This window comes from Pontibacter aydingkolensis, from assembly GCF_019443125.1.
In the GTDB taxonomy this organism is placed as follows: Bacteria; Bacteroidota; Bacteroidia; order Cytophagales; family Hymenobacteraceae; genus Pontibacter; species Pontibacter aydingkolensis.
In genome coordinates, this window is the sequence record NZ_JAHYXK010000012.1 from 36985 (window position 1) to 62622 (window position 25638).

Here is a 25638-nt window from a genome sequence, read left to right on the forward strand (position 1 = left end):
TCCATAATGGTGAATATTAATATATTAAATAATATATGCCAGGATGATTTGCAGCTTAAAGTAACATGTGTATAGTGTATATTTATTTGTATTATGCCTATTTGTTTAAAAAACTATAGTAATCGGGTGGTTAAGTTAGAGTATTGGTAAGTGTGTAATTATTTGGTGAGGATTATGTGATGTGTGTTGAAGAGGTGCTTTGAATCTTAATATTTCAGGTGCATAAAAAAAGCCTGGGCGTTTTGCCCAGGCTTAAATTTAAGCAATGTCAATTCTGAGAGGTTAATTATGCGCATCTTCCGTGCGTGCGGAACTGCCGCTAATAATCTGGCCGAAGAATATGCTGTTTAGGAATAACTTGTTGGTGCCATACCAGAATGCGCGAAAGTTAGGATTGTCTGGCATAGCTATAACTTTACCAGATCCTACGCTAGATACATCTACTGCAGCCGAGTTTTTAACCTTCTGCAAATTTGGTTTGGAGATGTAACCTGCCATAAGTGGGTTAGCAGTATACATTACCGGGTTAGCATATGGGCTCTTGGAGCGCTCTAGAAATAAAGTGTTGCTCCTGAAAATAGGCATTTGCGCATCTGTATAGCCGTATGCTAATGGGTGTGTCAGGTCTAATGTGGTTTCGAAAATGGCGCCTCCGATTACCTGCGCACCAGAGGTATTGCTCATGTCGGCATAAGGTTTTTGAGGTGTAGTGTCATTTTCACTTTTTTTGATGGTGATGTTTCCGATCCCATTGTCAGCCAGCCATCTTACAGCATCTCCCATGCCTACAACAGTGCCACCTTGCTGTACCCAGCTGCGCATCTTGTCTTTAGAGATGTTGTTGTAGTTGCCATCTGCCATTACGATCACATTATACTTGTTTAGGCCTACACGATTAAATCTATCAGTGGTTACCAGGGTTGGCTTCATGTTAAAACGTTCATCCAGCAGGTGCCATGCTTCACCTACATCGTTGCTGTTTACGCCATCGCCAATCAGCATTAGAATTTTAGGCTGCTGCAAAGTTGCCATCATCGGACTGCCCAGTTTTATACCTTGTGGTGTAAAGCCGGTGCCCATAGCATGAACCTGAATAGCGTTCTGGCTAGCTACTTCCTGCAGTATCTTGTGCAGCTCATCGGCACTTACCGATTGTCCGGTTACAGGTATAAGTATAGAGCCATAGTCGAACTGCTTTCCGTTGCCTGTTGTAAATTTATCAGTAGCTACTCTTGTGGCAATGCCACGCTCCATAAGCATGTTCAGAGCTCGTGGGGCATAATATCCGTGCCACTCAAATACATAAGCATAATTGCTTTGCCCGCCAATTACTTCACCTTTTGGTAAACTGATCTCATTCACCTTCTGGCCTAGTTGGCTGTTCTTAAAATTCTTGCCTGAAAGTGCGGTATGATCCAGGTCGAAAGCCAGCGGGAAAGTCCAGGCTGAAATGTCGTAGAAAAGGCTGTCCTGAAACTTAGTGCGTCTTTCGAACATACCTTCGATCAGTTTATACTGCGGCTGCTCTGTTGGTATGATGTAGGCGTTCTCCGGAGTATAAGTTATATTTTCTATCTTGAAAGTCTCCTTTGGTCTGTATACTTCTATCTGATGCTGCTTGATTATTTCGGCCAGGTGATAAGCTTTAGCCTTGTCTTTTTCAGAACCAAACACATAAGCTTTCGCTGGTGCTTTTTTTGATTCGTTAAGCGACTCTTTATAGAAGTCGCGCTGGTGCGCCAGCAATTCTTCGCGCATGGCCTGTGCTGCTTCCAGGGTAGAAAGTGTAGTGGTAAACTGGTTGCGGATAGTGAAAGGGAAGGAAAGTATGCCATTCGAGCTTTCCTGTGCATGCCCTCTTGAACTGGCTTGTTCAAACAAGATGCCCACGGCACCGTTTACATCCGGGTAGGTAGAGCCCTTGCCATAATAAAAGTCGTCGTAGCTTTCTTCTGTGTAATAAAAGGAGCCAATCTTGTCTAATGCCTTTGCATGGTAAGTTCCGATCTTTTGTGTCAGCTTAAACCCATTCTCAGGAGATAAAGGGTGGTTGCGGCTGGGAATACCTGGCTGGAAAAAGAAGGTGGCGTTCGTGCCCATCTCGTGGTGGTCTGTCAGTACATTTGGCTTCCACTCATGGAACTTGGCCAGGCGTCCTCTTGACTCAGGGTGCTGCAGCGGTAGCCAGTCGCGGTTCAAGTCGAACCAGTAATGGTTTGTTCTGCCGCGTGGCCAGGCTTCCTCAAACTCAGCACTGTTACTGTCTGTGATCAGGTTTTTGCTGCGATGAGAATTTACCCAACTTGCAAAGCGGTTCAGTCCGTCTGGGTTGATAGACGGGTCTATAAGTATAACGGTTTCTTTGAGTAACTTTTCGATTTCCGGACCTTGTGCGGCTGCCAGGTGGTATACTGCCAGTAAAGAGGCATTGCTTCCGCTTGGTTCGTTGCCGTGCACGCTATAGCCCATCCAAACTACAGCAGGCATGTCTTTTATATTAAGTTTGCCAGATTCTGTAGGGTTTGTCAGCTTTTTATGATTTGCTTTTATGGTCTCTATATTCTTGTGGTTTTCAGGAGAGGTTACAGTAAGCAAGTATAAAGGACGGTTTTCGTGGGTGCGGCCATACTCTACAATAGTCATCCTGTCTGATGCTTCAGCCATCTGGCGCATATACATGGCCAGTTGATCGTGGCTTACATGCCATTCTCCTACATTGTAGCCAAGAAGCTCTTTAGGTGTAGGTACGTTTTTGTTGTACTGTACTTCCTTTGGCAGGTAGTATGAAAGCTCTGTTTGTTGGGCAGTTGCCAGTTGGTTAAGGCCAAGCATGGCAGCAACAGCAAACGCTTTAAGGTTTTTCATGAAGTTATTAGATTGGTTAGATTTAGTTGTTTAGTTGTAACTGCAATTTGATGTTTTACACAGGCTTTTCCAAGAAATAAGTATGGAATTAAGTATTATGGTTTGTCCTTATCAGATGACTAATATTATCTGAGTAAACATTTGTATTTAGCTGGTTATAGTTTATCTGGCAGATGGTATTTGGTTAATTTGGAGAACTCTTTTCGCACTCGATTCAAGATGATATAATATCTAGTATAGTCACATCTCCACTTCTGGTTTATTAAAATGTATGTCTTTATTATTTAGGCTGCTCTCAATAAAATAATTTTTTTTAGTGTGTCCTCAGTGCAATTTTGGAGTGCGTAAAATGCTAAAAATGTGATTTCGGGTACTTTTTTAATGAATAGCCATGTAAGTGCTTGTTTATACTATGCAATAGTATTTGTCTTTTTCTATATTATATGTAACATTTTCAATAAATACATGTAAATAAACTTTGAAAGGTTCAATTAATATTAGTAATATACAATATATTGCATTTATGATATACTTTTACTGAAAATCAATTTTATTGCATTTAGTCAAGTGGCTTAAACTGTGTCTGTCTTAAGACTCTAGCTAAAATAACTCTATTGTAAATTGTTTAAAGATAATTTACGCCTTCTTAAAGTATGGTTTTAGGCTTTTAAATGCTTAAAAATCATATTCTTAGCCATTCTATGCCCTTTGGTAAAGCATAATATTGCTTTTGTTATATGTAGTATAGTATTAATATAAGATACTAACCCATCTATTAGCCCCAAACCTTTAATCCCTAGTTTATGAAAAAGTATTTTACACAATTGATTGCTAAGAGCAGTAGTCTCAAGCGTTATTCAGTTGCCATTTTTACATTACTGCTGGTAACACTTTCTACGGCTTACCTTATGGCAGATGTAGCTGCTATAACAGTTCAAAACTTAAGTGTTTCTGCAGATAAAGCACAGGGCGGTCCTTCTGCTGACTTTACCACACTACAGCCAGTTATTATTCAGGAAAGTGACCAAAAAGATTTTAAACTAGGGAGTGGATCCCTGGTATTGAATGCCCCTGAAGGTTGGGTTTTCAGGCAATCCGGAGTTACTGTATCCATCACACATCAGGGTGGGGGTACCACACCCAATGTTTCCACAACAGGCTCAATAGTATATTCTGCAAATACATTATCAATCCCAATTACAGTTAGTGGAGAGAACCGAATAGATAGATTAGTAATAGATGGTTTGGCATTGCAGGCGGTATCTGGTACTGAATTACTAGCACGGGCAGTTACATTATCTGTTTCAGGTACAACGGTAGCAGGATTGCCATCTCCTACAACCGTAGCTAATATTTCCCAGATATATGGTAGTGCTCGGGATTTAGTGTTTACTCAACAACCTACCTCGACAACTACATATACTACACTCTCCACAGTTGCTGTTGCAGTTAGAGATTGGGCAGGAAATACTGTGAGAAATGCTAATAACAGTATCTTACTTGCAATAGGCACTAATCCTTCTGCTGGAACACTAACAGCAACTAACCCTGTAGCTGCCATAAATGGTATAGCAACGTTCTCTGATTTAAGTATAGATGCTGCGGGTACAGGATATACTTTGATTGCAACTAGTGGATCACTTACAGCTGCAACAAGTACTGCTTTTAACCTAAACAGTAAGGTTCCAACACTTAGTGCTTTGCCAACAACCTGCATCACAGAAGGTGCGGGTGATTTTGTGCTAACAGTAACAGGGACAAACTTCGAAAAGAATTCTAGTGTGCGCGTAAACGGTATTAACAAAAGCACAATTTATGACAGCCAAACACAGCTGAGGGTAACTATTCCTGCATCAGATCTTGTTACGGCAGGCAACTTAAACATAGATGTGCTTAATCCGGCTCCGCCTGCTAACAATATTTCTAATGTGCAGGTGCTTAACATTAAGCCTTTATTCAGCAATGCTACTATTAATGGCGAAAGAATTGTATGTGCAGGCAAAGACGTAGTTTACACTGCGCCATCAGGTTATACAGAATACTCATGGAGTACATCCGCGGGTGCTGGTGTATTAGTACCAACAGCAAATCCTGCAATAGTTCGCTTTGCGCCGTCCGCACCAATGTCTGGTACCGTTACTATAACAGTTAGCGCTAAAAATAGCTGCGGCGTTAGTGGCCAGGTTTCATTTGATGTAGATGTTTTGCCTACTCCTATTGCAGCAATCAGCTACGATGGTACTCCTGAGGTATGTGCTGGCAGCAGTAAAGTGTTAAGTGCAACACCGCAACCAGCAGGTGAAAGCTATACCTATGCCTGGTTAAAAGATGGTTTGGCAGTTGGTAATAGCCAACCTACTCTAGAAGTAACAGAGGCCGGCTTTTATAGTGTTACCATTACAGGAATTAACGGCTGTCCGAGAACATCAGATGCAGTTGAGATAAAGGTTAATTCGTTGCCAGTAGCAACGATACAGGCTGGAGGCCCAATAACATTTTGCCAGGGAGGCTCCGTGACGCTTACGGCACAAGGCGGTGTGTCATGGTTATGGAATACAGGTGCAACCACTCAATCTATTGATGTGAGTACTGCTGGTAACTATACTGTACAAGTAACTGATGCCAATGGCTGTACTAGCTTAACTTCTAAACCTACTACTGTTACAGTTAATCCACTTCCAGTAGCTAGAATACAGGCCGGCAGCCCGACCACCTTCTGCCAGGGCGGCTCTGTTAGACTAACAGCACAAGGAGGAACGTCATATCTCTGGAGCAACGGTGCTACCACAGAGTCTATAGACGTAAGTGCTTCGGGTACTTTTACTGTAAAGGTAACAGATGCAAACTCGTGCACCAGCGCAGACTCTGAGCCTTTAACGGTAACCGTAAATCCATTGCCGGCAGTAACAGCTGATAATAAGTCTGTCTGCTTCGGCAATAACACCGTTGCCCTTACAGGCTCTCCGGCCGGAGGCACCTGGAGCGGCACTGGGGTGAGCGGCTCCACATTCAGCGCCAACGGCCTGGCTGCGGGCGATTACACTGTAACCTACACCTATACCAATGCCAACAACTGTACTCAGAGCGCAACAGCCACAGTAACTGTAAATCCGTTGCCTATTGCAACCATAAATCCTAGTGGCCCAATTACCTTCTGCCAGGGCGGCTCTGTTAGACTAACAGCACAAGGAGGAACGTCATATCTCTGGAGCAACGGTGCTACCACAGAGTCTATAGACGTAAGTGCTTCGGGTACTTTTACTGTAAAGGTAACAGATGCAAACTCGTGCACCAGCGCAGACTCTGAGCCTTTAACGGTAACCGTAAATCCATTGCCGGCAGTAACAGCTGATAATAAGTCTGTCTGCTTCGGCAATAACACCGTTGCCCTTACAGGCTCTCCGGCCGGAGGCACCTGGAGCGGCACTGGGGTGAGCGGCTCCACATTCAGCGCCAACGGCCTGGCTGCGGGCGACTACACTGTAACCTACACCTATACCAATGCCAACAACTGTACTCAGAGCGCAACAGCCACAGTAACTGTAAATCCGTTGCCTACAATATCCATCACCCCAACAGGGCCGCTTAAGTTCTGTGATGATAAGTCTGTTACCCTTGTTGCAAATGTTTCTTCTAATGTAGCTGTATCATCATACAATTGGTTCAAAGTAGGAACCACTGGAAGTATTTTTGATGGAAAAGACTATACAGCAGATGAATCTGGTGACTATTATTTGGTAGTTACTAACCAAAATGGTTGTGAGCAAACCTCACAAACATTGTCTGTAGTGGTGGTGGAGAAACCATTTAGTGCAACTGTTACTTTAAATGGCTCAACTACTTTTTGCTCTGGAGGAAGTGTTACGTTAAGTGCTAACAAGGCACCTGCCGGCCAAACCTACTCATATGAGTGGTTTAAAGACAATACATCTGTTGTAGGCACTGAAGCAGACTTAACTGTATCTGCTGCCGGAGATTATAAGGTTGTAATAACAAATGAGTTGGAAGATTGCTCATTAACTTCTGATAATATTGGCGTTACAGTTCTTTCTCAACCTACAGCTTTAGTTACAAGCGGAAGCGAGACAAAGTGTATCGGAACTGGAAATACAACTACCTTCTCAATTGCGGGTGATTTCTCAGGGGGTAATGCACAGTGGATTTCCTCAAATGGTAATTTTGTAATTAGTAATGCTAGTTATAACACAGCTACAGGTAAAGCAACTGCAACTGTTACTGCTACAGGTACTGGAACTGCTGGTGTTACGTTGAGAACTACAAATACTACAGCAGCATGTAATACAGCTAGCAGTAGTATAACATTGACTGTAAACCCACTTCCGTCAGCAGTTATTACCACTACAACACCTACTACTTTTTGTACGGGAGGCTCTGTGGTACTTAGTGCTCCGGTAGGCAACAACTCTTACCAGTGGTTTAATGGTGCTTCTGCGATACCAAACGCAACTGATCAGCAATACACTGCGACAACCGCAGGTAATTATACTGTGCGCGTTACAGACAACACAACAACTTGTGTGGCAACTACAGCAACTGCTACCACTGTAACGGTTAATCCGCAACCAGTTGTATCATCTGCATCTGCCAACCCTGCCGCGAAATGTGTTGGGGAAGGTAATATAACATCATTTAGCTTAACTGGTGCAGTAGCCAACGGCAACCCTTCCTGGAGTGTAGTAGGTGCAACAGGAGGTGCCTCTGTAAGCAATATAAGTAGTCCGAATACTCTTAGCACAGATGTTACAGTTGCTGGTGTAGGTACTGTTACGATGCGTTTAACTTCTAGCAGCAACGTAGCTAGCTGTAACGATGCGACTCGTGATGTTACTTTAACTGTGCATCCATACCCAATTGCTAACGCTGGTCCTGATTTGGAATTATGTTCTACCGGAAGCACAACAATTTTTAGACCTGACGCAAGTAACAATACTGGAACTGTTGACTGGACTTTAAAAAGTGGTAATGCCACAATAGGTTTTCCGGGTAATACTGTACCGACAGTATATGTTAACAGTCCTGGAGTAGTGGTATTGACTATGACTGTTACAAGTAATGGGTGCGTTTCTACTGATGAAGTTACTTTAACTGCGAAGCCAAATCCTACGGTTAATGCAGTATCGGATTTGACTTATTGTAACGGAGCCTCAAGTGCAGCAATTAACTTTGGCAGTTCTATATCTGGTTCTACTTATTCCTGGACATCTTCAAGAGATATAGGGTTTGGTGTTAGTGGCGATGGTAATATCCCAGCGTTTACAGCAGAGAACACGGGTACAGCGCCAGTAACCGCCACAATAAACGTGAGAGCTACAGCCGCTGATTGCCAGGGCCCACAGCAGAGTTTTACTATTAAAGTTAACCCAACACCAACCGTGAGCAGCTCGGCCACAGCTAATACATGCAGCGAGGCTACATTTACCTATACACCAACGAGCGCAACAGCTGGTACAACTTATACCTGGACAAGAGCTGCCGCCGGCGGTAACGCAGCTGCAAGCGGAGATGGAGTTATAAGCGAAACACTTACCAATACAACGACTGCGCCAATCACTGTTACCTATGTGATTACGCCTTCTGCCAACGACTGTGCGGGAACGCCTCAGAACATCGTGGTTACAATTAATCCTCGACCTGTACTTTCCAGTCCTTTGACTGCCACGGTTTGTAGCGGAACTGCTTTCACCTACACCCCTGCAAGTGCTACGCCTGGAACTCTTACATTTAGATGGACAAGGGCAGCTGTACCAGGTATAAGCAACGCAGCTGTTACAAGTGCGCAGACAGGAGGCATTAATGAGACGCTTGTGAACGCAACGACTGCACCTATAGATGTGACTTATGTTTACACTACCTCAGCCAATGGTTGCACAGGAGATCCACAGAATCTTGTGGTTACTGTAAACCCTAGGCCTGTACTTAGCAGCACGTTAACACCTGCAGCAATTTGTAGTGGAACTACATTTAACTATAAGCCAACTAGTGAGACCGATAATGCTGGCTTTTCCTGGACCCGTTTAGCAGCCACTGGCATCAATAATGGAGCAAGTACAAATGGCACAGGAGAAGTAAATGAAGCACTGACAAACTCTACTGCTAACCCAATAAATGTAACTTACCGTTTTACAACTTCAGCTAACAACTGTAGTGGTACCAGTACTCAGGATGTGGTAGTAAGGGTTAACCCAACTCCAACACTAAGCAGCACGCTAACACCAGCTGCAGTTTGTAGTGAATCAGCCTTTAATTATACTCCGAATAGTTTAACTTTGGGAGCATCTTATACCTGGACACGTGCTTTTGTTTCAGGAATAAGCAATCCAGCCGTAACAACGCCACAAAGCGGTGGCATAAGCGAGACACTTGTAAACTCTACTACAACTGATAAAACTGTAGTATATGTATATACAATCACGGCAAACGGCTGCTCTAATACGCAGAATGTATCGGTGGTTGTTAAACCTAAGCCAACGCCTAGCTTTACCGGTGTAACCGAGGGTCAGGTATTCTATTCCGGTGATGGTAACGTAACTCTTACTGGTAATTATACTTCTGGTGGAACCTTCTCAGGTCCGGGAGTATCTGGCACTACGTTTATACCATGTAATGCTCTTTCTTCAGGGGTAAATACTGCTACTGTACCAATCACTTACACAGTTACCATAAACGGATGCTCAACAAGTGTAACCAAAACCGTTACTGTTAAAAGATCTACTTACACCGTTGTGGTTACAGCAGTTCCTTTCCCTTTCTGCAGGGGTGATAATGTTACGTATACTGCTAAAGTTTACAGAGATGTTCAAAGTATTGTATATCCATACTTAGTAGATAGCCAAGGCAGGCCAATCTATGATACCAACCCCGTAACATATGTTCCATCAGGTAGTGGAAACTTTCCTGTACCTAACGATAAGCCTGTATCTGAAGGAGGTTATCCATTCCCACCTAATACTCCTGAGATAATCAAAAAAATGGCCTACAGATACTTTGAGCCAAAAGTAACCGGTGGTACTCTAGTTGATCCGGCATTATTTGACTACCAGTGGCATAAAAACGAGGTAAATGAAAGAAAGAATGACCAGTATATATCAACTGACGCAGGTTTGTCATCCATGGACTACTATGGGGTTTATGTAACATCAAAAAATAGCAATAGTTGCATACCGACACTCTCCAGTCAAATTTCTGACAGAAAGTACAGTGCTGAAATGGAGACATTCTCTAGTACATTAACTGCAAATCCAATATGTAAGGAAGGTACGATCACTTTTACTGCAACTCTTAACTCAAACTTCCCTTATTGGAACATTGCTGGTTTGAGCATGGATTTAGTCAGAACACGAGGTGGCTTGGTAATAGGAACAGCGACATACAATGGAAGCAATTCCTACAGCTTTAATGTTAATGTTCCTGGTGTAGATTTGGTAAATGGAGATGAGGTTTACGTGAGGTTCAGTTCAATTATTGATGATTATAGAGTAAACTCTAAATGTGCTGGCAGACCAAGTTCTAACGTGGTAAAAGTGCAAATAGACCAACCTGCTACCATCACAGCTAATTTGAACGCAGCAGGCCAAACAGTTTGTGCTGGTGGAACCGCTAGCTACACAGTAACTGCAACAGGTACTAATCTACAGTTTACCTGGTTCAAAGAGGGAAGTACAACGCCAATTGTAAATGGTGGACAGTTTGCTATCACTGGCGGAACAAGTGGCGGTGCAACTACAAGTACATTAACAATATCAAATGTAGATGCATCAAATGGTGGGAAGTACTTTGTAAGGGTAAGCAACAACACCACTACCACTGCATGTACTGCTGTTATAAACTCTGCTATTGTACCACTTACTGTCAATCCGCTTCCACTGGTTAGAACCGTGGTTGGAGGTGAATATTGCCCGCTTAATGCATCCGGTGCTGAAGTTACGCTCCAAAACTCTGAGTCGGGTGTAAATTATACCTTACTGCGAGGTACAACTACTCTAACAACAGTAGCTGGTAACGGAGGTACTATCAGTTTCGGAACTCATCCGGCAGGTACATATAACATTTCTGCCTTAAGCGGAAGCGGCTGTAGTACAGCAAGTGTGGGAACAGCAACTATAACTGAAACAACAGTACCTGTTGTAACCGCTGAACTCCAGATCACCTGGATAAACGATAAAACCCAGTGGGAGGTAGTAGCACTGTCTGACCATGCAGATAAAGCAGGCCTTACTTACGAGTGGTACATTGGGCAGGATCAGACTACTCCTGCCAGAATAACCTCTACAAATACAATTATTATTGATAATCCGGCTGCAGATTTGTTTGTGAAGTGTGTGATAAAAACTCCAAGTGGCAGATGCGTACCTGACGTGGCAGCAGACAACACAAACATCACCCCACTCCCAGTAGAGATCATCTACTTAACTGCTCAGAAGCAGGACTACAACGTATTGCTGGAATGGGCAACGGCGATGGAACGCGACAACGCAGGTTTTGAAGTACAGGTGTCGCAGGACGGCCATACGTATAGGAAGCTGGACTTTGTGAATTCGAAGAACGGTAACTCAAGCCAGAAGCAGGTTTACAAGTACATCGACAAGGAGAATGGCAAGTATGGCACCCGTTACTACAGACTGAAGCAGACGGACCATAGTGGACAGGTAGAGTACTTCGGACCGAAAGCGGTAGAGTTTGGCAGCATGAGTAACAAAGTAATGGTTTATCCTAACCCGTTCAGAGATAAAGTGGAGGTGAGCATTGAGGCCGAGCAGGATGGAACAATGGAGATTATCCTGTCTAACTCGATAGGCAAGCAATTGATCCAGAAGACGGTGCAGGTGGAGAAAGGCCTCAACGTGGAGCAATTGCTACTTGACTCAAGCTTGCCGCAGGGGGTATACTTTGTGACGACCAGAATAGGAAGTGTTACGAATCACTTTAAATTATTGAAAAATTAAAATAAGCTAATTAGGGTTTAAAGCTGAAAGAGCCAGGTATTTTACCTGGCTCTTTTGCTTTTATACTTTTGCAAGTATGGCTTATAATACTTTTACCTTTAAGCTGGTGGGTTGCTGCGGGGTGTGATACACTTTATGAGTGGCTTTGATAAAATCCTCCTCGTTTGCTTTAAATATGTTGTCCACGTATTTCTGCGGGTTTCTATCTACCAGCGGGAACCAGGTGCTCTGGATCTGTACCATAATGCGGTGCCCTTTCTTAAAAGTATAAAGCACATCCTGCAATTCCACGTTAACCGGCGTAACCTGGTTTGGCGTAAAGGGCTCCGGCTTTTCGAAACTGTTACGGAAACGGCCACGGAAAACCTCGCTGCGCACCATAGCCTGGTAGCCCCCCATTGGTTTTTTAGGCTGGTGAGCGGTAGCACGTGCAGTGTCCGGGTAAACATCGATAAGTTTTACAACCCAGTCAGCATCGGTACCGGTGGTGGCAACTTTTAGCTGAGCTAGTATCTTGCCTGCCAAGGTAATGTCCTCTGTTAGTACGTCTGTCTGGAAGGTGAGCACATCAGGTCGGCGACTGGCAAAACGCTGATCATCGGTCATGTATTCGCGTGTCATGCCGGTGGCTACTGCTTCTGTAAACGGAACTGGCTTGTTGGGGTCGCTGATAAATTCTGTAGAAGCTGTCTGGTCTGCTGTTGGTGCTGTAAAGCTCATTTTGCCGTTGGCGTGTAAGTATAAAGTTTTTTCCTGCGCCTCTTTTGGTGGCCATACTTCAAACTCGCGCCACGTGTTGGTGCCGCCCTCAAACATAATGGCCTCAGGTAGCTTTACTTCTGTCTTGGCATCGCTTTTCAGGTAATGGCTAAAGAACTTTGCCTCTACCTGCTGCTGGTACCATGGCGTGGTTGGCTTACCGAATGATACATTGCCCAGATTAGAGCCATCAGTACGTGCCCAGCCACCATGAATCCAGGGGCCCATAACCAGCATGTTTGTCATTTTAGGGTTGTTCTTCTCCAGCGTCTGGTAAATTTTTAACGGACCATAAAGGTCTTCTGCATCGTACCAGCCGCCAACAGTCATTACAGCTGCGTGTTTGATGTTTTTAAGATGCGGAAGTATGTTGCGGTCCTGCCAGAATTTATCATAGTTCGGGTGTTCTACTAGGTCGTTCCAGAAAGCCACATTGTTTTTGTAGTACTTATCGTTAGCGTTCTTTAAGGGACCCATGCGCATAAAGAACTCGTAGCCATCGGGTGTGACGTGGTCGAAGCGCGGGTTGCGTTTGGTGGTTGGCTCTGGGCGAGGCAAGCCAAAGCTGGCTAAAAAGTTAAAAGCATGTGGCAGAAAAGTAGCTCCGTTGTGGTGGAAATCGTCCCAGAACCAGTCTGCGATAGGCGCCTGCGGCGATACCGCTTTTAGCGCAGGGTGGTTACTCATAAGGCCAGCCGCTGCATAAAAGCCCGGGTAAGAAATACCCCATTGGCCTACGCGGCCATTATCATTATCCAGCTTTTTGGTAAGCCATTCTACTGTATCATAGGTATCAGTGCTTTCGTCGATATCCTTCTTGCCTTTCTTGATCGCAACATGCGGGGTCATGTTCACAAATTCCCCTTCCGACATGTAGGTGCCGCGCACATCCTGGTAAACAAAAATATAGCCGTCGCGCATTAAAGTGCTGCTTGGGCCGATGCTGGTTTTATACCCTTCTCCATAAGGTCCTACGGAATAAGGAGTCCGGTTCATCAGGATAGGGTATTTTTTACTTTTATCCTTAGGTGAGTATACCACCGTAAATAGCTTTTTGCCATCGCGCATGGGTATCTGGTGCTCAGCCTTTTCGTAGTTCTGCCGGATGTAGAGCGAGTCCTGGTTTAACGTTTGGGCTATACTTACCGGGGCGCTCAGGCAAATGCCCAGCAACAGCACGAACAAGCGTAGCAGCTTTGGAGAAGTTTGCATGTGGTTAGTTGTTTGTGTTAAAGATTTGGTGTTAAGCGTTTAATATATGTAGATTTAGCAATATAGTAGTTTGCAGGCTGTGTTTATTTCTTTAAAAGTATAGCTTGTAAGTATAAAACTTTAAATCAGACTATTTAAACAACCATAAACCACAGTGCCTTATGCTTAAGCTTATACTTCTTCAGGCAGCCGCCACTAACGAAACTGCTTACAATGCCGGCTATCATGTCGGTTATTTTATCAGGAAGAACATCTACTACATCTTAGGAGCCATTGTGCTGGTTATCGTGTTGGCTGTGGTTAATTCCCGAAGAAATAAAAGAGTGCAGTAAACCCTATCTATATTCATTGTAAAAGTATACAGGCAACTACCGCAGGAACTAAATGTGTTGAACTAAGAAGGTAAATAAGATTTATATTAGATCTTCATAATATTACGTTAAGACAGTTGGTTATTAGACTATTCAGCAGGTTTATGCAGCTCAACTTCTTCTATAAATTTATTTTGTCGGTTTGGCTGTTAGCCAGCATAGACTATGATGTAATTTTAATCGATAGCGGTTCTTTTAATCCGATAAATAAATCAACCAAGAGGCAGCTAATAACTTCGGCAACAGTAATAAAAGGTGTTGTGCTGGATGAGGAAACAAAACTACCTGTTGGTTTTGCTAATATTACACTTATAAAAAACCAAAAGGGCACGCAAACCGGTAGTAAAGGTGAGTTTGAGCTGCAGATTACTTCAGATCATCAACATGAGAAAATTAGCATTACGAGTTTAGGGTATATCTTTAAAGTCGTAGAGGTTGAAGACCTCCTCAAAGAATGGGTAGGAACGAAGCAGATTAAAATCTATTTAAAGCCAAAGTATGAAGATCTTCGGGAAGTGGAAATTAAAGCTAAATCTAAAAAGTGGAGAGCAAGAAAAGTTGGCTTCAATTTAGATAAGGGAACCAGTTTCCATCATAAGTTTAACCCGCTAGACACGCTGGTAGAAAAATCAGGTCGTGAAATCGGCAATAAGTTTAGCTTAAAGAAATATCCGGCTTATTTAAATAGCATTAGCTTTGGCTTAGCCGGATCTGGCAATGTGAAATCTATTATCGGACTGCGCATCTATTCACTTAAAAACAATCTACCTGACAAAGATATATTGCCTGAACGTATCATTTTACGCGTTCCGCCGCACCATACAGGCTGGGTAACAGTTGACCTGGATAAGTATAATATTATGCTTAAAGATGATTTTGCTGTAACTGTGGAGTGGTTAAGCCAGACGAATATATTGAATAAGAGTTCTCTCATGGCTTTTGCAACACACCCCAAAGGCCAGGTTACTTATGCCAGAGTTTTATACAAAAACCCCTGGTCGATAGTACGCCCAACATTGACAAATGTGAATAGTATAGGCCTATATGTAATTGTTTTATACTGAGATGATGTCTAACGTAGGTGCCGCATAATGGCGTAGGGGAAAGGAGCCCAGATAGCGGTTTTAACACCCATTTTTCTCAAGCCCTGGTTTACCCAATTGTTACAGTTCTTGAACAGGTAGAACTTTCCGTTAGCCTCATAAAAGGTGTCGTTGTGGGAATAGCCGGAATCGCTAATGTGCCTGTAGCTGCCGTTTTGCTTCTGGAAAGACTCGTCGATATAGTTGATCAGGCTTTGGTACTGTTCCGGGCTCACAAGTATAGGCCGCTGGTGTTTATTTGGTTTTAGCTTGTTCCGGATATACTCTACATGCATGGCGGTTCGTGTTGGCCAAAGCGCCGACGATAGTACTACTCCAGGCTTGAGATCGCTCCACTCCGGGGTTTCCATGTAAAAACGCCTGTCGCCCCAGCCAAAGCCCAGGTAGGCATAACTGCTGTCTACACGCTCGAAATCAGATAGCGGAATTTTGGTGCGCCAGTCGATATATGGTGTAACTACAGGAACAATGATGTCGGTATGTACTCCGTTAGAGGTAACGAATATTTCAATTGAATCTGATTCGGTGGCCTGGGCAAAGCTCCTGTTAAGGGGAAAGCTGCTAAGTATAAATCCTGTCGCAAAAAACAGCACTGCAAAGTCTGCCAGCATAGAGGCTGTTTTACGTAGTAGCCACCACAATTTTTTGAGAACCTGCTGCATGTTTGTTCATACGTGCAAATCCGGATAAGTATAAAAAACAAAACCCGGAACAAAGCTCCGGGTCTGAATGTAAGTTTAGTTAATTTAGTTTCTGAATTTAACTGCCATCTAAAGCCTGCGTTAATAAATGTACGAACACAGGTTTGATGATTACGGCTGCAAAAGTAAGCGTTTTTTTCTTTTTATCTGCATGTATATCAAAAATAACTGCAGAAACGAATACCTGAAGGGCTTTAAACTATACATGGTGCTGCTGTCATATAGATGTCTATACTTGCCAAATTCAACTTTTATCTCCAGATTGTATCTTTAAAATTCAATTATAAGCAACATGATACAAAACATGAAGCGAGCATTCGCTTTAGCCTTTATACTGCTACAGGTACAGCTTGCTTTCGCACAGCAGGCAATACAGACTCCGGAGCAGTTCCTGGGCTATAAATTGGGCAAGCAATTTACCACCCATGCCCGCATAGTAGACTATGTAAACTACCTGGCAGCACAGGCGCCAAACCGCATGAAAGTGCAGGAGTATGGCCGCACCTACGAAGGCCGGCCTTTACTGCTGGCTTACATTGCTTCTGAAGAGAACCTGCCAAGGCTGGAGCAAATACGTGAAAACAACCTGCGCCAGGCCGGCATACAGAACGGTGCGGTACAAGGCAATCAGCCAGCTATTGTGTGGCTTAGCTACAACATCCATGGCAACGAGTCAGTGAGCTCGGAGTCGGTGATGCAGGTACTTTATGATCTGGTAAACCCGAACAATGCTCAGGCAAAACAGTGGTTGCAAAACAGTGTGGTTATACTTGATCCTTGTGTGAATCCTGATGGCCGTGAGCGTTATGTGCAGTGGTATAAGCAGGCGTCTAACCAGGGAGGTAATGCATCGCCTTATGCCTGGGAGCACTGGGAACCATGGCCAGGCGGTAGACCAAACCATTACTATTTCGACCTGAACCGCGACTGGGCCTGGCAAACACAGATCGAGTCGAAGCAGCGGATGAAGCACTACAATAACTGGTTGCCACAGGTGCATGCCGATTTCCACGAAATGGGGCCGGAGTCGCCTTACTACTTCTCGCCGGCAGCCAAGCCGTTCCACGAAAGTATAACGCCGTGGCAGCGCCAGTTTCAGAATACCATCGGCGACTATAACCGCCAATACTTCGACAAAAACAACTGGCTATACTTTACCCGCGAAAACTTCGACCTGTTTTACCCGAGTTATGGCGATACCTGGCCTACCTTTAACGGTGCCATCGGCATGACCTACGAGCAGGGCGGATCTGGACGTGCAGGCCTGGCCTATAAGAAGCAGGATGGCGATACGCTTACATTAGTAGACAGAATTGCGCACCACGTAGCGGCAAGCGAGGCCACTATCAAAGCCACTTCCGAAAAAGCAGACCAGCTTAAACAGGAGTTTGCCAGATACTACGACAATAACCTGAAGAAGCCAGGCGGAGACTATAAAGCGTTTGTGATAAAGAATGGCTCCGGAAATATCAAAGCACTAACAGAGTACCTGGATAACCAGGGCATACAGTATGGTTACGCTGGTAAAACAGCATCAATAAAGGGCTTTAACTATAGCACCGGCAAAGACGAAAGTATAAAATTAGGGCAGAGCGATCTGGTTATCAGCATGTATCAACCTAAGTCTACACTAGTTAAAGTGCTGTTTGAGCCACATGCCAACCTCGAGGATTCTGTTACTTACGACATTACTTCCTGGGCATTGCCTTATGCCTATGGTGTGCAGGCTTATGCAGTAAAGGGTAAAGTTGATATGACAACTAATAAACCAGCTGCAGCAACTGATCAAAGTATAAGTATAGCCAAACCTTACGCATACCTGGCGCGCTGGAACAGCCTGGATGACCTGAGGTTCCTGACAGAACTGATGAAGCAGAACGTGAAAGTGCGTATGGCTGAGAAGGCTTTTGAGACAGAGGGGCAAAAGTATGAAGCTGGCACTTTAATTATTACCCGTACGGGCAATGAACGCTTGGGCGATAAACTGGATGCTACTGTGCGTGACTTGGCTACGAAGTATGGCGCTACGCTTGCAGCCACTGCTACTGGCTTTGTAAGCAGCGGCGCTGACTTCGGCTCTGGCAGTGTGCGTTACCTTAAAATGCCTAAAGTCGCAGTAATGTCTGGTGAAGGCGTGTCGCCTTACGGGTTTGGGGAAGTATGGCATTACTTTGAGCAGCAGATAGGCTACCCTGTTACGGTGCTTAACACCTCATACTTTGGCAATGTGCCGCTACACGAGTTTGATGTGCTTATACTTCCGACTGGCAACTATACTAAGGTGCTGGACGAGAAAACACTAGAGCAGGTAAAGACCTGGGTGCGTGGCGGCGGTAAATTAATTGCTATGGAAAGTGCTGCAGGTTATCTAGCCGGCAAGAAAGACTTTAACCTGAAAAAGAAAGACGCCGACGAAGAAGAGAGCAAAGACAAAAAGGATAAGAAGAAGGAAGACCCTTATGTTAATTTAAAAGCTTACGGCGATCGTGAGCGTGAGGCCATACAGGAAGAAGTACAGGGAAGCGTTTTCAGAGTAAACCTGGATAAGACTCACCCGCTTGCCTTTGGTTACGGCGATACCTACTTTGCGCTGGTTCGAACCTCTGACCTTTATCAGTTTATGGATAGTGGCTGGAACGTTGGTGTACTTAAAAAGAACAACTATACTACAGGCTTTGTAGGGGCAAGTATAAAAGAGAAGCTAAAGGACGCTCTCGTACTTGGCACACAGGATATGGGCCGCGGGCAGGTAGTATATATGGGTGATAACCCACTTTTCAGAGGATTCTGGCAAAGCGGAAAGCTTATGTTTGGCAATGCCGTTTTCGTGGTAGGGCAGTAATAGCAAAGTATAAACCATAAAGTATAAAAGGGCCGTAGCTACTCCAGCTGTGGCCCTTTTGGCTTTAAGTAAAAGGAGGATGTAGCTTCAAACTTTTAGCTAGGAGTAAGTATGCAATAATAGCCTGAAGTATAAGTAGAGAACCTTAACGCATAGTATTCCAAAGCCATCAACTCTCGGAATTAATACCAATATAAACGTCGCGTTCTTAGCGCCGCCTTTGCGCTCTTAGCGTTTAAGCTTTACCGCAAAGGACACAAAGGTCCATGCAAGGAACACAAGGACCAATAGCCTGATGTGGAGTATACAGGTATAGATGTGATTTATAATACCGTATTTAGAACGTCTTTTTGTCTTTTGTTATAAATTATTTTGTCTATTGTCACTCTTTTCTTTGCCTTTCAATTATTGGGTATTAGCTATTAAAATGTATTACCTTCGCGGTATATTAACCCAAGCATAAAATGGCTACGATCATAACTTACCCAGCAACCGACGAGTACAGCGGCTATGTTGGCAACTATATAAAAGAGGCAAAAGCCGACGACCTAATAGAAGGCCTCACAGCCAGCTACTCTTATATTGCAGGCCTGATGCAGGGCCTTACAGAGGAACAGTTGCTGCACCGCTACGCAGAAGGAAAATGGAGTATTAAAGAGTTGCTGGTACACATGCTCGATACCGAACGTATTTTCTCGTACCGCGCCCTGCGTTTTGCCCGCCAGGACAGAACCGAACTGCCCGGCTTTGATGAGAATGCTTACGTAGCTCCATCCAAAGCAGACAGCCGCGACATTAACTCCATACTGGCAGAATATACAGCTGTGAGAACAGCTACCATCGAGTTATTTAAAAGCTTTGATGAGGAAGCCCTTAACCAGAAAGGCAAAGCCAGCGGCCTGGAGTTAAGTGTGCGTGCCCTTGGCTATACTATACTTGGCCACGAGATCCACCACCTCAGAATTCTGCGTGAGCGCTACCTGGCTTAAAAAGTATAAGGCAAGTTTAAAAGGCTGCTGTAACCGGATTGGTTTGCTGCAGCCTTTTCTGTTTACAGGGCTATATGTATACGTTGCTATGCATAAAGTCTTATCTTTAAACTGGTAAGCATCATCCAAAGTATAAATCTGTTACTGCATGCACCTGTCCCGAAGAAACACCGGCCTTCTGCTGGCGCCTATACTGGCTACACTTGTCTGGTTTTTAGCATCAGCCTTGCCTTACGAGGCCCGGATAGTAGCTACCATCATGGTGTTCTGCCTCACCTTCTGGATGACGGAGGTAATCCCGCTCTCCATGACGGCTTTTCTGGGTGTGTTGCTGGCTGTAATAGTGGGAGTGGCCAAAATAGAAACTGCTTTCCAGAACCTGGGGCATCCGATCATACTTCTCTTTATTGGCAGCTTTCTACTGGCCCGCTCCATGACGCGCCACGGCCTCGACAAACGCATAGCCCTGTTTATACTTTCGCAGCCATTTTTCCAGCAGAGCCTGTTCCGGTTGTTTCTGGGTTTCTCGCTTGTGTCGTTTGTGCTGTCTATGTGGGTGAGCAATTCGGTTACGGTTGCCATGCTGTTGCCGCTTATACTTGGTGTTACACAGCTGGTCTGCCACCAGGGCGATGGTAAAAATGCATCTGTATACTTTCTGCTTGGGATTGCTTACAGTGCCTCTATTGGTGGTATCAGTACGATTATCGGTTCGCCACCCAACCTTATTGGCGTAAATTACTTGGCACAGGAGGGTATACGCATCGATTTTTTGCAGTGGATGCTGATGGCTTTGCCTCTTTCCTTAACCATGTATGGCCTGATGCTGCTGTATATGTACTACTTCCTGAGCAAAAGCACCTATGACCGGCAGTTGGTAAAGAATTATGTGCAGGAGGAGGTAAGCAAAAAAGAAAAGCTGAAGAAAGGGGAGTTGATAACCATGGGCGTTTTCACCCTTGCCGTTATACTCTGGCTTTCTCCGGGCTTCCTGAACCTGCTTGGTTTTGAAGAAGCCTATACGTTTATGAGTACTTACTTTGCCGAAAGCACAGTGGCAGTGCTAGCAGCATTGCTACTGTTCCTTATTCCGCCAGGGCAGGAGAACGAGGGGCAAGGCACTATAACCGCAGAAGACCTTGTTAAAATTGACTGGGATACCATTCTACTTTTTGGAGGTGGCATGGCATTAGGGCAATTAGTCGTGTCGTCTGGGCTGGCAGATATTATTGGCAGGGGCATTACTACGTTTATAGACCCGGAACAGGAGCTCATGCTCATCTTTATACTTGTGTTGCTGGTGCTCTTTTTAACTGAGGTAAGCTCCAACACGGCTATTGCCATCACCTTTGTGCCCATAATCATAGGTGTGTTGCACGAAATAGAGGTACCGCTGCTTTACCCGGTTTTAGGTGTGGTGATAGCCTGTAGTTTTGCCTTTATGCTGCCTGTAGCCACTCCGCCAAATGCTATTGTGTATGGCAGCAAACAGGTACCCATTGCAACTATGGTTCGTGCAGGCTTAATACTTAACCTGGTGGGTGCTACACTTATCACGCTTTGGGTACTGCTGTATATGGCGCTGTAGCCTAAGGTGTATCAGTAATATTCCTTATATTAGGAAGTTTAAATTGCACTTATGAGAAATAACACGTCTGTCAGGAAAATGCTGGCAATCGCCTGCTTTGGGTTTGCAGGGTTAAAACTATACGAATTGCTGCAGGGGCCGGGGAACTATGCGTGGCAGGACCTGTTCTCAGTTGGTATTTTTGTGGCGTTGGGCATGCTTTATATATACCTGATCATAAAAAACAATAGTAAATCATCGTCTTAAGCTTATAACAAATACTACATACTTATGCAAAACCGCCGGCCTTACCGCATTATAATGACCATTATTTGCTTTGTATTTGCAGCGCTTAACGCTTACAAAATAGTACAAGGAAACTATAGTTCGCTGGATGTGTTCCTGCTTGTGGTTTTCCTGGCATTCGGTACAATTTATTTGTTTATCCTGCTGCGTAAAAAAAACGATGCCTGAATGAAGGAAGTATAGAAAAGGAAAAACCTGAAAGCCTATATTATCTTGGGAGATTAATAAGACTTTCAGGTTTTCAACTTTTAGCCAAAGGTATCTTTTTATACGGCAAGGATTTGGTATTGGTTGTTATTTTTGCGAAAAAAAAGAATAAATATTTTGCCCCTGCTGCATCTGAGCTTCTTTATCCTCATACACGATAGCTTTAAAGGCTTCTGAACCTTTGTTTTCAGTTTTATACTTTGTCGCATCAGCCCAAAGCAGGTCTCCGGCTCTAACTTTAATTTCTTCAATTTTACCTTCAGAGGTAGTTACCTGCAAAGTGCCTGCTGTGGCAGCGTATGCTTTCTGGCCAGGATGCCCATGCACGTCTGCAAAATGGCCTGGTTTCAGTTCAATTTCCCAGAGCCGCATGCTGTGGTTATCTAACAATTGAGAGAAGCTTTGACTTTTGGCCGCGCAGCCCTCGCCTGGCTCGCCTGCCCAGGCTACTGCTGCCAATAAAGAGAACGCAAAGGTTGCGGTGGTTTTCAATAATTTTTTCATAGTTGCTTTAAATTAGGAATTGGGTAATAGTAATTAATTAGTAATTGTGTGTAACCAGTGTTAACTCAGGTGTCAGTTGCCAGGCTGGTAACGGGGACGTATAAATAAGACGCCTTTTAATGCTGCGGTATTGTATCATACAAGGTATATCAGATGATATTTAACTTTTCTTTAACAAAGGCTTAACATGCTATATAACAGTAACTTTGTTTTGATTTAAAGATGTGCTGAAAAGGAGAGAGGTTGCTTGAGCTTATGTTAAAGTATTGTTAAAATGACGAACACACGGATATGCCTGTCCAATAACTGATTTACGAGGATGAAAGCAGGGTAGTGGCAAAGACTAAACAGGATCTACATCTGCCACGATGCGCACATCCTTAAAGTCGGGGAGGAGTTTGAGGTTAAAGATAGCCTGTGCGATCTGGCTTTTGGCAGCGCGCAGATTGGTTGTTTCGCGGGGCAGTTTAATGTGCACCTCTTGCAGAAACAGGTTACGTATTTTAAAAATGTACGGCACTTCTGGCCCCAGCACCTGCTGCTTGCCCATTCTGTCGGTCAGGTCTTTTGCCAGAACAATAGCCGCATTCTCTGCAACGCGTTCATCCATGTGCTTTACAGTTACCTTTATCATGCGCACAAACGGCGGATAGACAAAGCGCATACGTTCCTCTATTTCATGTTCATAAAGGCTCAGATAATCGTTGCTGCGTACCTTTCTAAAGATGGGCTGCAGAGGGTCTCTGGTTTGTATAATTACGGCACCAGGCTTCTCTTTACGGCCTGCGCGTCCGCTTACCTGCACAAACAGCTGGTAAGCGCGTTCATGCGCCCTGAAATCCGGGAAGTTGATGATCGTATCGGCATTTAGTATACCCACCAGGCTTACATGCTCAAAGTCGAGACCTTTGGTTACCATCTGTGTACCCACCAGTACATTGGTTTTGCCTGTCTCAAAGTCGGCGATTATTTGTTGGTAGCTGTTCTTCTTTTTGGTAGTATCTAGGTCCATGCGCTGCACATCGGCGTTAGGCAGAAGCAGCTTCAGCTCATCCTCTACCTTCTCGGTACCAAAGCCCATACTTTTAAGCGTGGTAGCACCGCAGGCAGGGCAATCGTGGGGCATGCGTTCGTGGTAGCCACAGTAATGGCAACGCAACTCGTTGTTATACTTGTGGTACGATAAGCTTACAGCGCAATGCCTGCACTTAGGTATCCAGCTACACTCTTCGCAGCTGATAAATGGTGCATAGCCACGCCTGTTCTGGAAAAGTATAACCTGCTCTTTTCGGTTCAGCCTTTCCTCAATAGCTGTTAGTAGTTTACCCGAAAAGTGACTGTGCATGTTTTTGCGGTGTTGTTCTTCGCGGGTGTTAACCAGTTCAATGTCAGGTAGCTGCGCCTCACCAAAACGTTTGGTCATTTCAACCAATCCCCAGCGGCCGGTTTTGCAGTTGTAATAAGTTTCTACTGATGGTGTGGCCGAGCCCAGCAAGGTTTTAGCGCCTTGCAAGTGTGCCATCATCAGGGCTGTTTCGCGGGCGTTGTAGCGTGGGGCTGGGTCGTACTGCTTATAGCTGGCTTCGTGTTCCTCATCTATTATCACCAGCGACAGGTCGTGGAAAGGCAGGAACACCGAAGAACGTACACCCACCACCACCTGGAAACGGCCCGAGAGTATACCTTGCCATACTTCGGCCCGCTCATTGTCTGAGAACTTGGAATGATATACACCCAGCTTATCGCCAAACACTTTCATCAGGCGCTGTACTATCTGGGCGGTAAGCGCAATTTCTGGTAGCAAGTATAAAACCTGCCCTCCGCTATCGAGTGCATGCTTTATCAGGTCGATGTATACTTCGGTTTTGCCGCTACCGGTAACGCCATGCAGTAATACCGTATCTTTCTCTTTAAACAGCCCCAGAATCTCATCCTTCGCCTTTGCCTGGTGCTCTGATAAGGCCATGGGCAGCAGTTTTGCCTGATGCTCCACGGGAAACCTGGATACTACCTGGTCAAACTGCTCCAGCACGCCTTTTTTAATAAGCGTGTTGATAGACGAAGCTGATAGGTGAGGTGAGTTTGCCAGTTCGCTTTTCGTAATGCCTTTGTAGTTCAGGTGGATATCCTGGTGTACCGGCACCTTTTGCAGGTAGTTCAGCAGCACATCTAATTGCTTGGGCTGAGGCGCCAGTTGGTTAAAGAGTTCCTCCAGCATGCCCTCGTCCTGCACAAAATGCTCTGAAATGCGCAGCTTCTTCACCACCTTCGGCGAAAACTTATCGCTTACCTGCTCATAAATAATGATCGCCTCTTTCTGTATAAGCGACTTTATAAACTTGTGGTAACTTTTGAGCTGAAGCAGGGTACCTACATCTGAAAACGTAAGCGCCTGGTTATGCTGCAGGGCGTAAATGATCTTCTCTTCCTGTGGGGCAAGTATAAGCTCGTCCTCTTCGGGGTTATAGTGCGGGTGCAGTTGTATTCTGGATTCGCTGCTGAGCTTAAGTGCTGAAGGCAGTGCCGCGTTGATCACCTCGCCCAGGGTGCACATGTAATAGTCGGCAATCCATTTAAACAGCTTTAGCTGTGGCGTGGTGATGATTGGTTTATCATCCAGCACGTCTAAAATATACTTTGCCTGGTACTCAGCAGGAGCATTCTGATGGATCTCAGCTACAATACAACTCAGTACCTTTTTAGAACCGAACTGCACAATTACCCGCGCACCTACCAGCACCTCATCATTCATCTCGAACGGAATGCGATAGGTATAAAGCTTCGGCAAAGGCAGTGGCAGGATCACATCAGCAAAAAAAGTGACGCGCTCCACAGCCTGCTCTGGCGGGTAATTAAAATTGAGTAGCTCTGACAAAGGGTGAAAGTATAAATGCCTTATCTGCAAAGGTCGGAAAAAAGGAGGTAAATGTTAATTGTTGAATGGTTTAATTGTTGGATAGTTGATGGTTAATTGGTCGTTGATCGTTATCCGGAATGTAGAGACGCAACATTTTGCGTCTTGCTTGCCATAGTAATAAGCCTGATCTGGCACTCTTTCCTGGCGCAAGTGACACTTCGTTTAACACTTGCGCTATGGAAATAATAAAAACAAGATCGAACAACGATTAACCAGCAAAGAATAACGAAACTTACCGTCCTGTAGCAGCCAAGACGCAAAATGTTGCGTCTCTACATTCCGGATAACCAACAATAATTAACTTATAACCAATTAACTGTCAGTGATATAAT

The 25638-nt window shown here is 44.5% G+C and carries 13 protein-coding genes; 8 read left to right on the top strand and 5 right to left on the bottom strand.

From position 1 onward, the window contains the following. Nucleotides 1–282 precede the first annotated feature (282 nt). On the bottom strand, nt 283–2865 hold the full coding sequence (locus K0O23_RS14110; protein WP_219878084.1) for a M14 metallopeptidase family protein: 2583 nt from the start codon (nt 2863–2865) through the stop codon (nt 283–285). Between the two features lie 803 nt (nt 2866–3668). Between K0O23_RS14110 and K0O23_RS14115 the strand changes: the two genes are divergently transcribed. Next, complete coding sequence (locus K0O23_RS14115) at nt 3669–11828, top strand: PKD-like domain-containing protein (RefSeq protein ID WP_219878085.1); 8160 nt, start codon at nt 3669–3671, stop codon at nt 11826–11828. An 81-nt stretch (nt 11829–11909) separates the two neighbouring features. On the opposite strand, the gene K0O23_RS14120 is transcribed toward K0O23_RS14115, so the two are convergent. Continuing rightward, a complete protein-coding gene (locus K0O23_RS14120) occupies nt 11910–13799 on the bottom strand; it encodes a CocE/NonD family hydrolase (protein ID WP_219878086.1) in 1890 nt (629 codons plus the stop codon). A 161-nt stretch (nt 13800–13960) separates the two neighbouring features. Between K0O23_RS14120 and K0O23_RS14125 the strand changes: the two genes are divergently transcribed. Both K0O23_RS14125 and K0O23_RS14130 read left to right on the top strand, forming a co-directional pair. After that, entirely contained in the window at nt 13961–14131 is a 171-nt protein-coding gene (locus tag K0O23_RS14125; RefSeq protein WP_219878087.1) for a hypothetical protein, read from the top strand. 143 nt (nt 14132–14274) lie between these two features. Next, complete coding sequence (locus K0O23_RS14130) at nt 14275–15234, top strand: carboxypeptidase-like regulatory domain-containing protein (protein ID WP_219878088.1); 960 nt, start codon at nt 14275–14277, stop codon at nt 15232–15234. 8 nt (nt 15235–15242) lie between these two features. On the opposite strand, the gene K0O23_RS14135 is transcribed toward K0O23_RS14130, so the two are convergent. Continuing rightward, complete coding sequence (locus tag K0O23_RS14135; protein WP_219878089.1) at nt 15243–15935, bottom strand: TIGR02117 family protein; 693 nt, start codon at nt 15933–15935, stop codon at nt 15243–15245. Between the two features lie 343 nt (nt 15936–16278). Between K0O23_RS14135 and K0O23_RS14140 the strand changes: the two genes are divergently transcribed. The 5 genes from K0O23_RS14140 to K0O23_RS14160 all read left to right on the top strand — a co-directional run bounded on the left by K0O23_RS14140 (nt 16279) and on the right by K0O23_RS14160 (nt 21846). Further along, nucleotides 16279–18816 carry a M14 metallopeptidase family protein gene (locus K0O23_RS14140; RefSeq protein ID WP_219878090.1) on the top strand — a complete coding sequence of 846 codons (2538 nt, stop codon included), beginning with the start codon at nt 16279–16281 and terminating at the stop codon, nt 18814–18816. Between the two features lie 464 nt (nt 18817–19280). Further along, nucleotides 19281–19805 (top strand): DinB family protein, encoded by a 525-nt coding sequence (locus K0O23_RS14145; RefSeq protein ID WP_219878091.1) that lies wholly within the window; start codon nt 19281–19283, stop codon nt 19803–19805. A 148-nt stretch (nt 19806–19953) separates the two neighbouring features. Continuing rightward, complete coding sequence (locus K0O23_RS14150; RefSeq protein ID WP_219878092.1) at nt 19954–21393, top strand: SLC13 family permease; 1440 nt, start codon at nt 19954–19956, stop codon at nt 21391–21393. 51 nt (nt 21394–21444) lie between these two features. Next, complete coding sequence (locus K0O23_RS14155) at nt 21445–21639, top strand: hypothetical protein (RefSeq protein WP_219878093.1); 195 nt, start codon at nt 21445–21447, stop codon at nt 21637–21639. Nucleotides 21640–21663: 24 nt separating this feature from the next. Continuing rightward, nucleotides 21664–21846: a hypothetical protein gene (locus K0O23_RS14160; protein ID WP_219878094.1), complete on the top strand. Its 183-nt coding sequence runs from the start codon at nt 21664–21666 to the stop codon at nt 21844–21846. A gap of 126 nt (nt 21847–21972) precedes the next feature. Here the strand turns inward: K0O23_RS14160 and K0O23_RS14165 are convergent, their stop codons facing one another. Both K0O23_RS14165 and priA read right to left on the bottom strand, forming a co-directional pair. Next, nucleotides 21973–22389 carry a cupin domain-containing protein gene (locus tag K0O23_RS14165; protein WP_219878095.1) on the bottom strand — a complete coding sequence of 139 codons (417 nt, stop codon included), beginning with the start codon at nt 22387–22389 and terminating at the stop codon, nt 21973–21975. A gap of 343 nt (nt 22390–22732) precedes the next feature. Then, nucleotides 22733–25264: a replication restart helicase PriA gene (priA, locus tag K0O23_RS14170; RefSeq protein WP_219878096.1), complete on the bottom strand. Its 2532-nt coding sequence runs from the start codon at nt 25262–25264 to the stop codon at nt 22733–22735. Nucleotides 25265–25638: the final 374 nt, after the last annotated feature.

Coding starts and splice junctions, on each gene's coding strand:
- K0O23_RS14115 (WP_219878085.1), top strand. CDS start 3,669: ATGAAAAAGTATTTTACACAATTGATTGCTAAGAGCAGTAGTCTCAAG.
- K0O23_RS14140 (WP_219878090.1), top strand. CDS start 16,279: ATGAAGCGAGCATTCGCTTTAGCCTTTATACTGCTACAGGTACAGCTT.
- K0O23_RS14130 (WP_219878088.1), top strand. CDS start 14,275: ATGCAGCTCAACTTCTTCTATAAATTTATTTTGTCGGTTTGGCTGTTA.
- K0O23_RS14155 (WP_219878093.1), top strand. CDS start 21,445: ATGAGAAATAACACGTCTGTCAGGAAAATGCTGGCAATCGCCTGCTTT.
- K0O23_RS14160 (WP_219878094.1), top strand. CDS start 21,664: ATGCAAAACCGCCGGCCTTACCGCATTATAATGACCATTATTTGCTTT.
- K0O23_RS14150 (WP_219878092.1), top strand. CDS start 19,954: ATGCACCTGTCCCGAAGAAACACCGGCCTTCTGCTGGCGCCTATACTG.
- K0O23_RS14145 (WP_219878091.1), top strand. CDS start 19,281: ATGGCTACGATCATAACTTACCCAGCAACCGACGAGTACAGCGGCTAT.
- K0O23_RS14125 (WP_219878087.1), top strand. CDS start 13,961: ATGCTTAAGCTTATACTTCTTCAGGCAGCCGCCACTAACGAAACTGCT.
- K0O23_RS14110 (WP_219878084.1), bottom strand. CDS start 2,865: ATGAAAAACCTTAAAGCGTTTGCTGTTGCTGCCATGCTTGGCCTTAAC.
- K0O23_RS14165 (WP_219878095.1), bottom strand. CDS start 22,389: ATGAAAAAATTATTGAAAACCACCGCAACCTTTGCGTTCTCTTTATTG.
- K0O23_RS14120 (WP_219878086.1), bottom strand. CDS start 13,799: ATGCAAACTTCTCCAAAGCTGCTACGCTTGTTCGTGCTGTTGCTGGGC.
- K0O23_RS14135 (WP_219878089.1), bottom strand. CDS start 15,935: ATGCAGCAGGTTCTCAAAAAATTGTGGTGGCTACTACGTAAAACAGCC.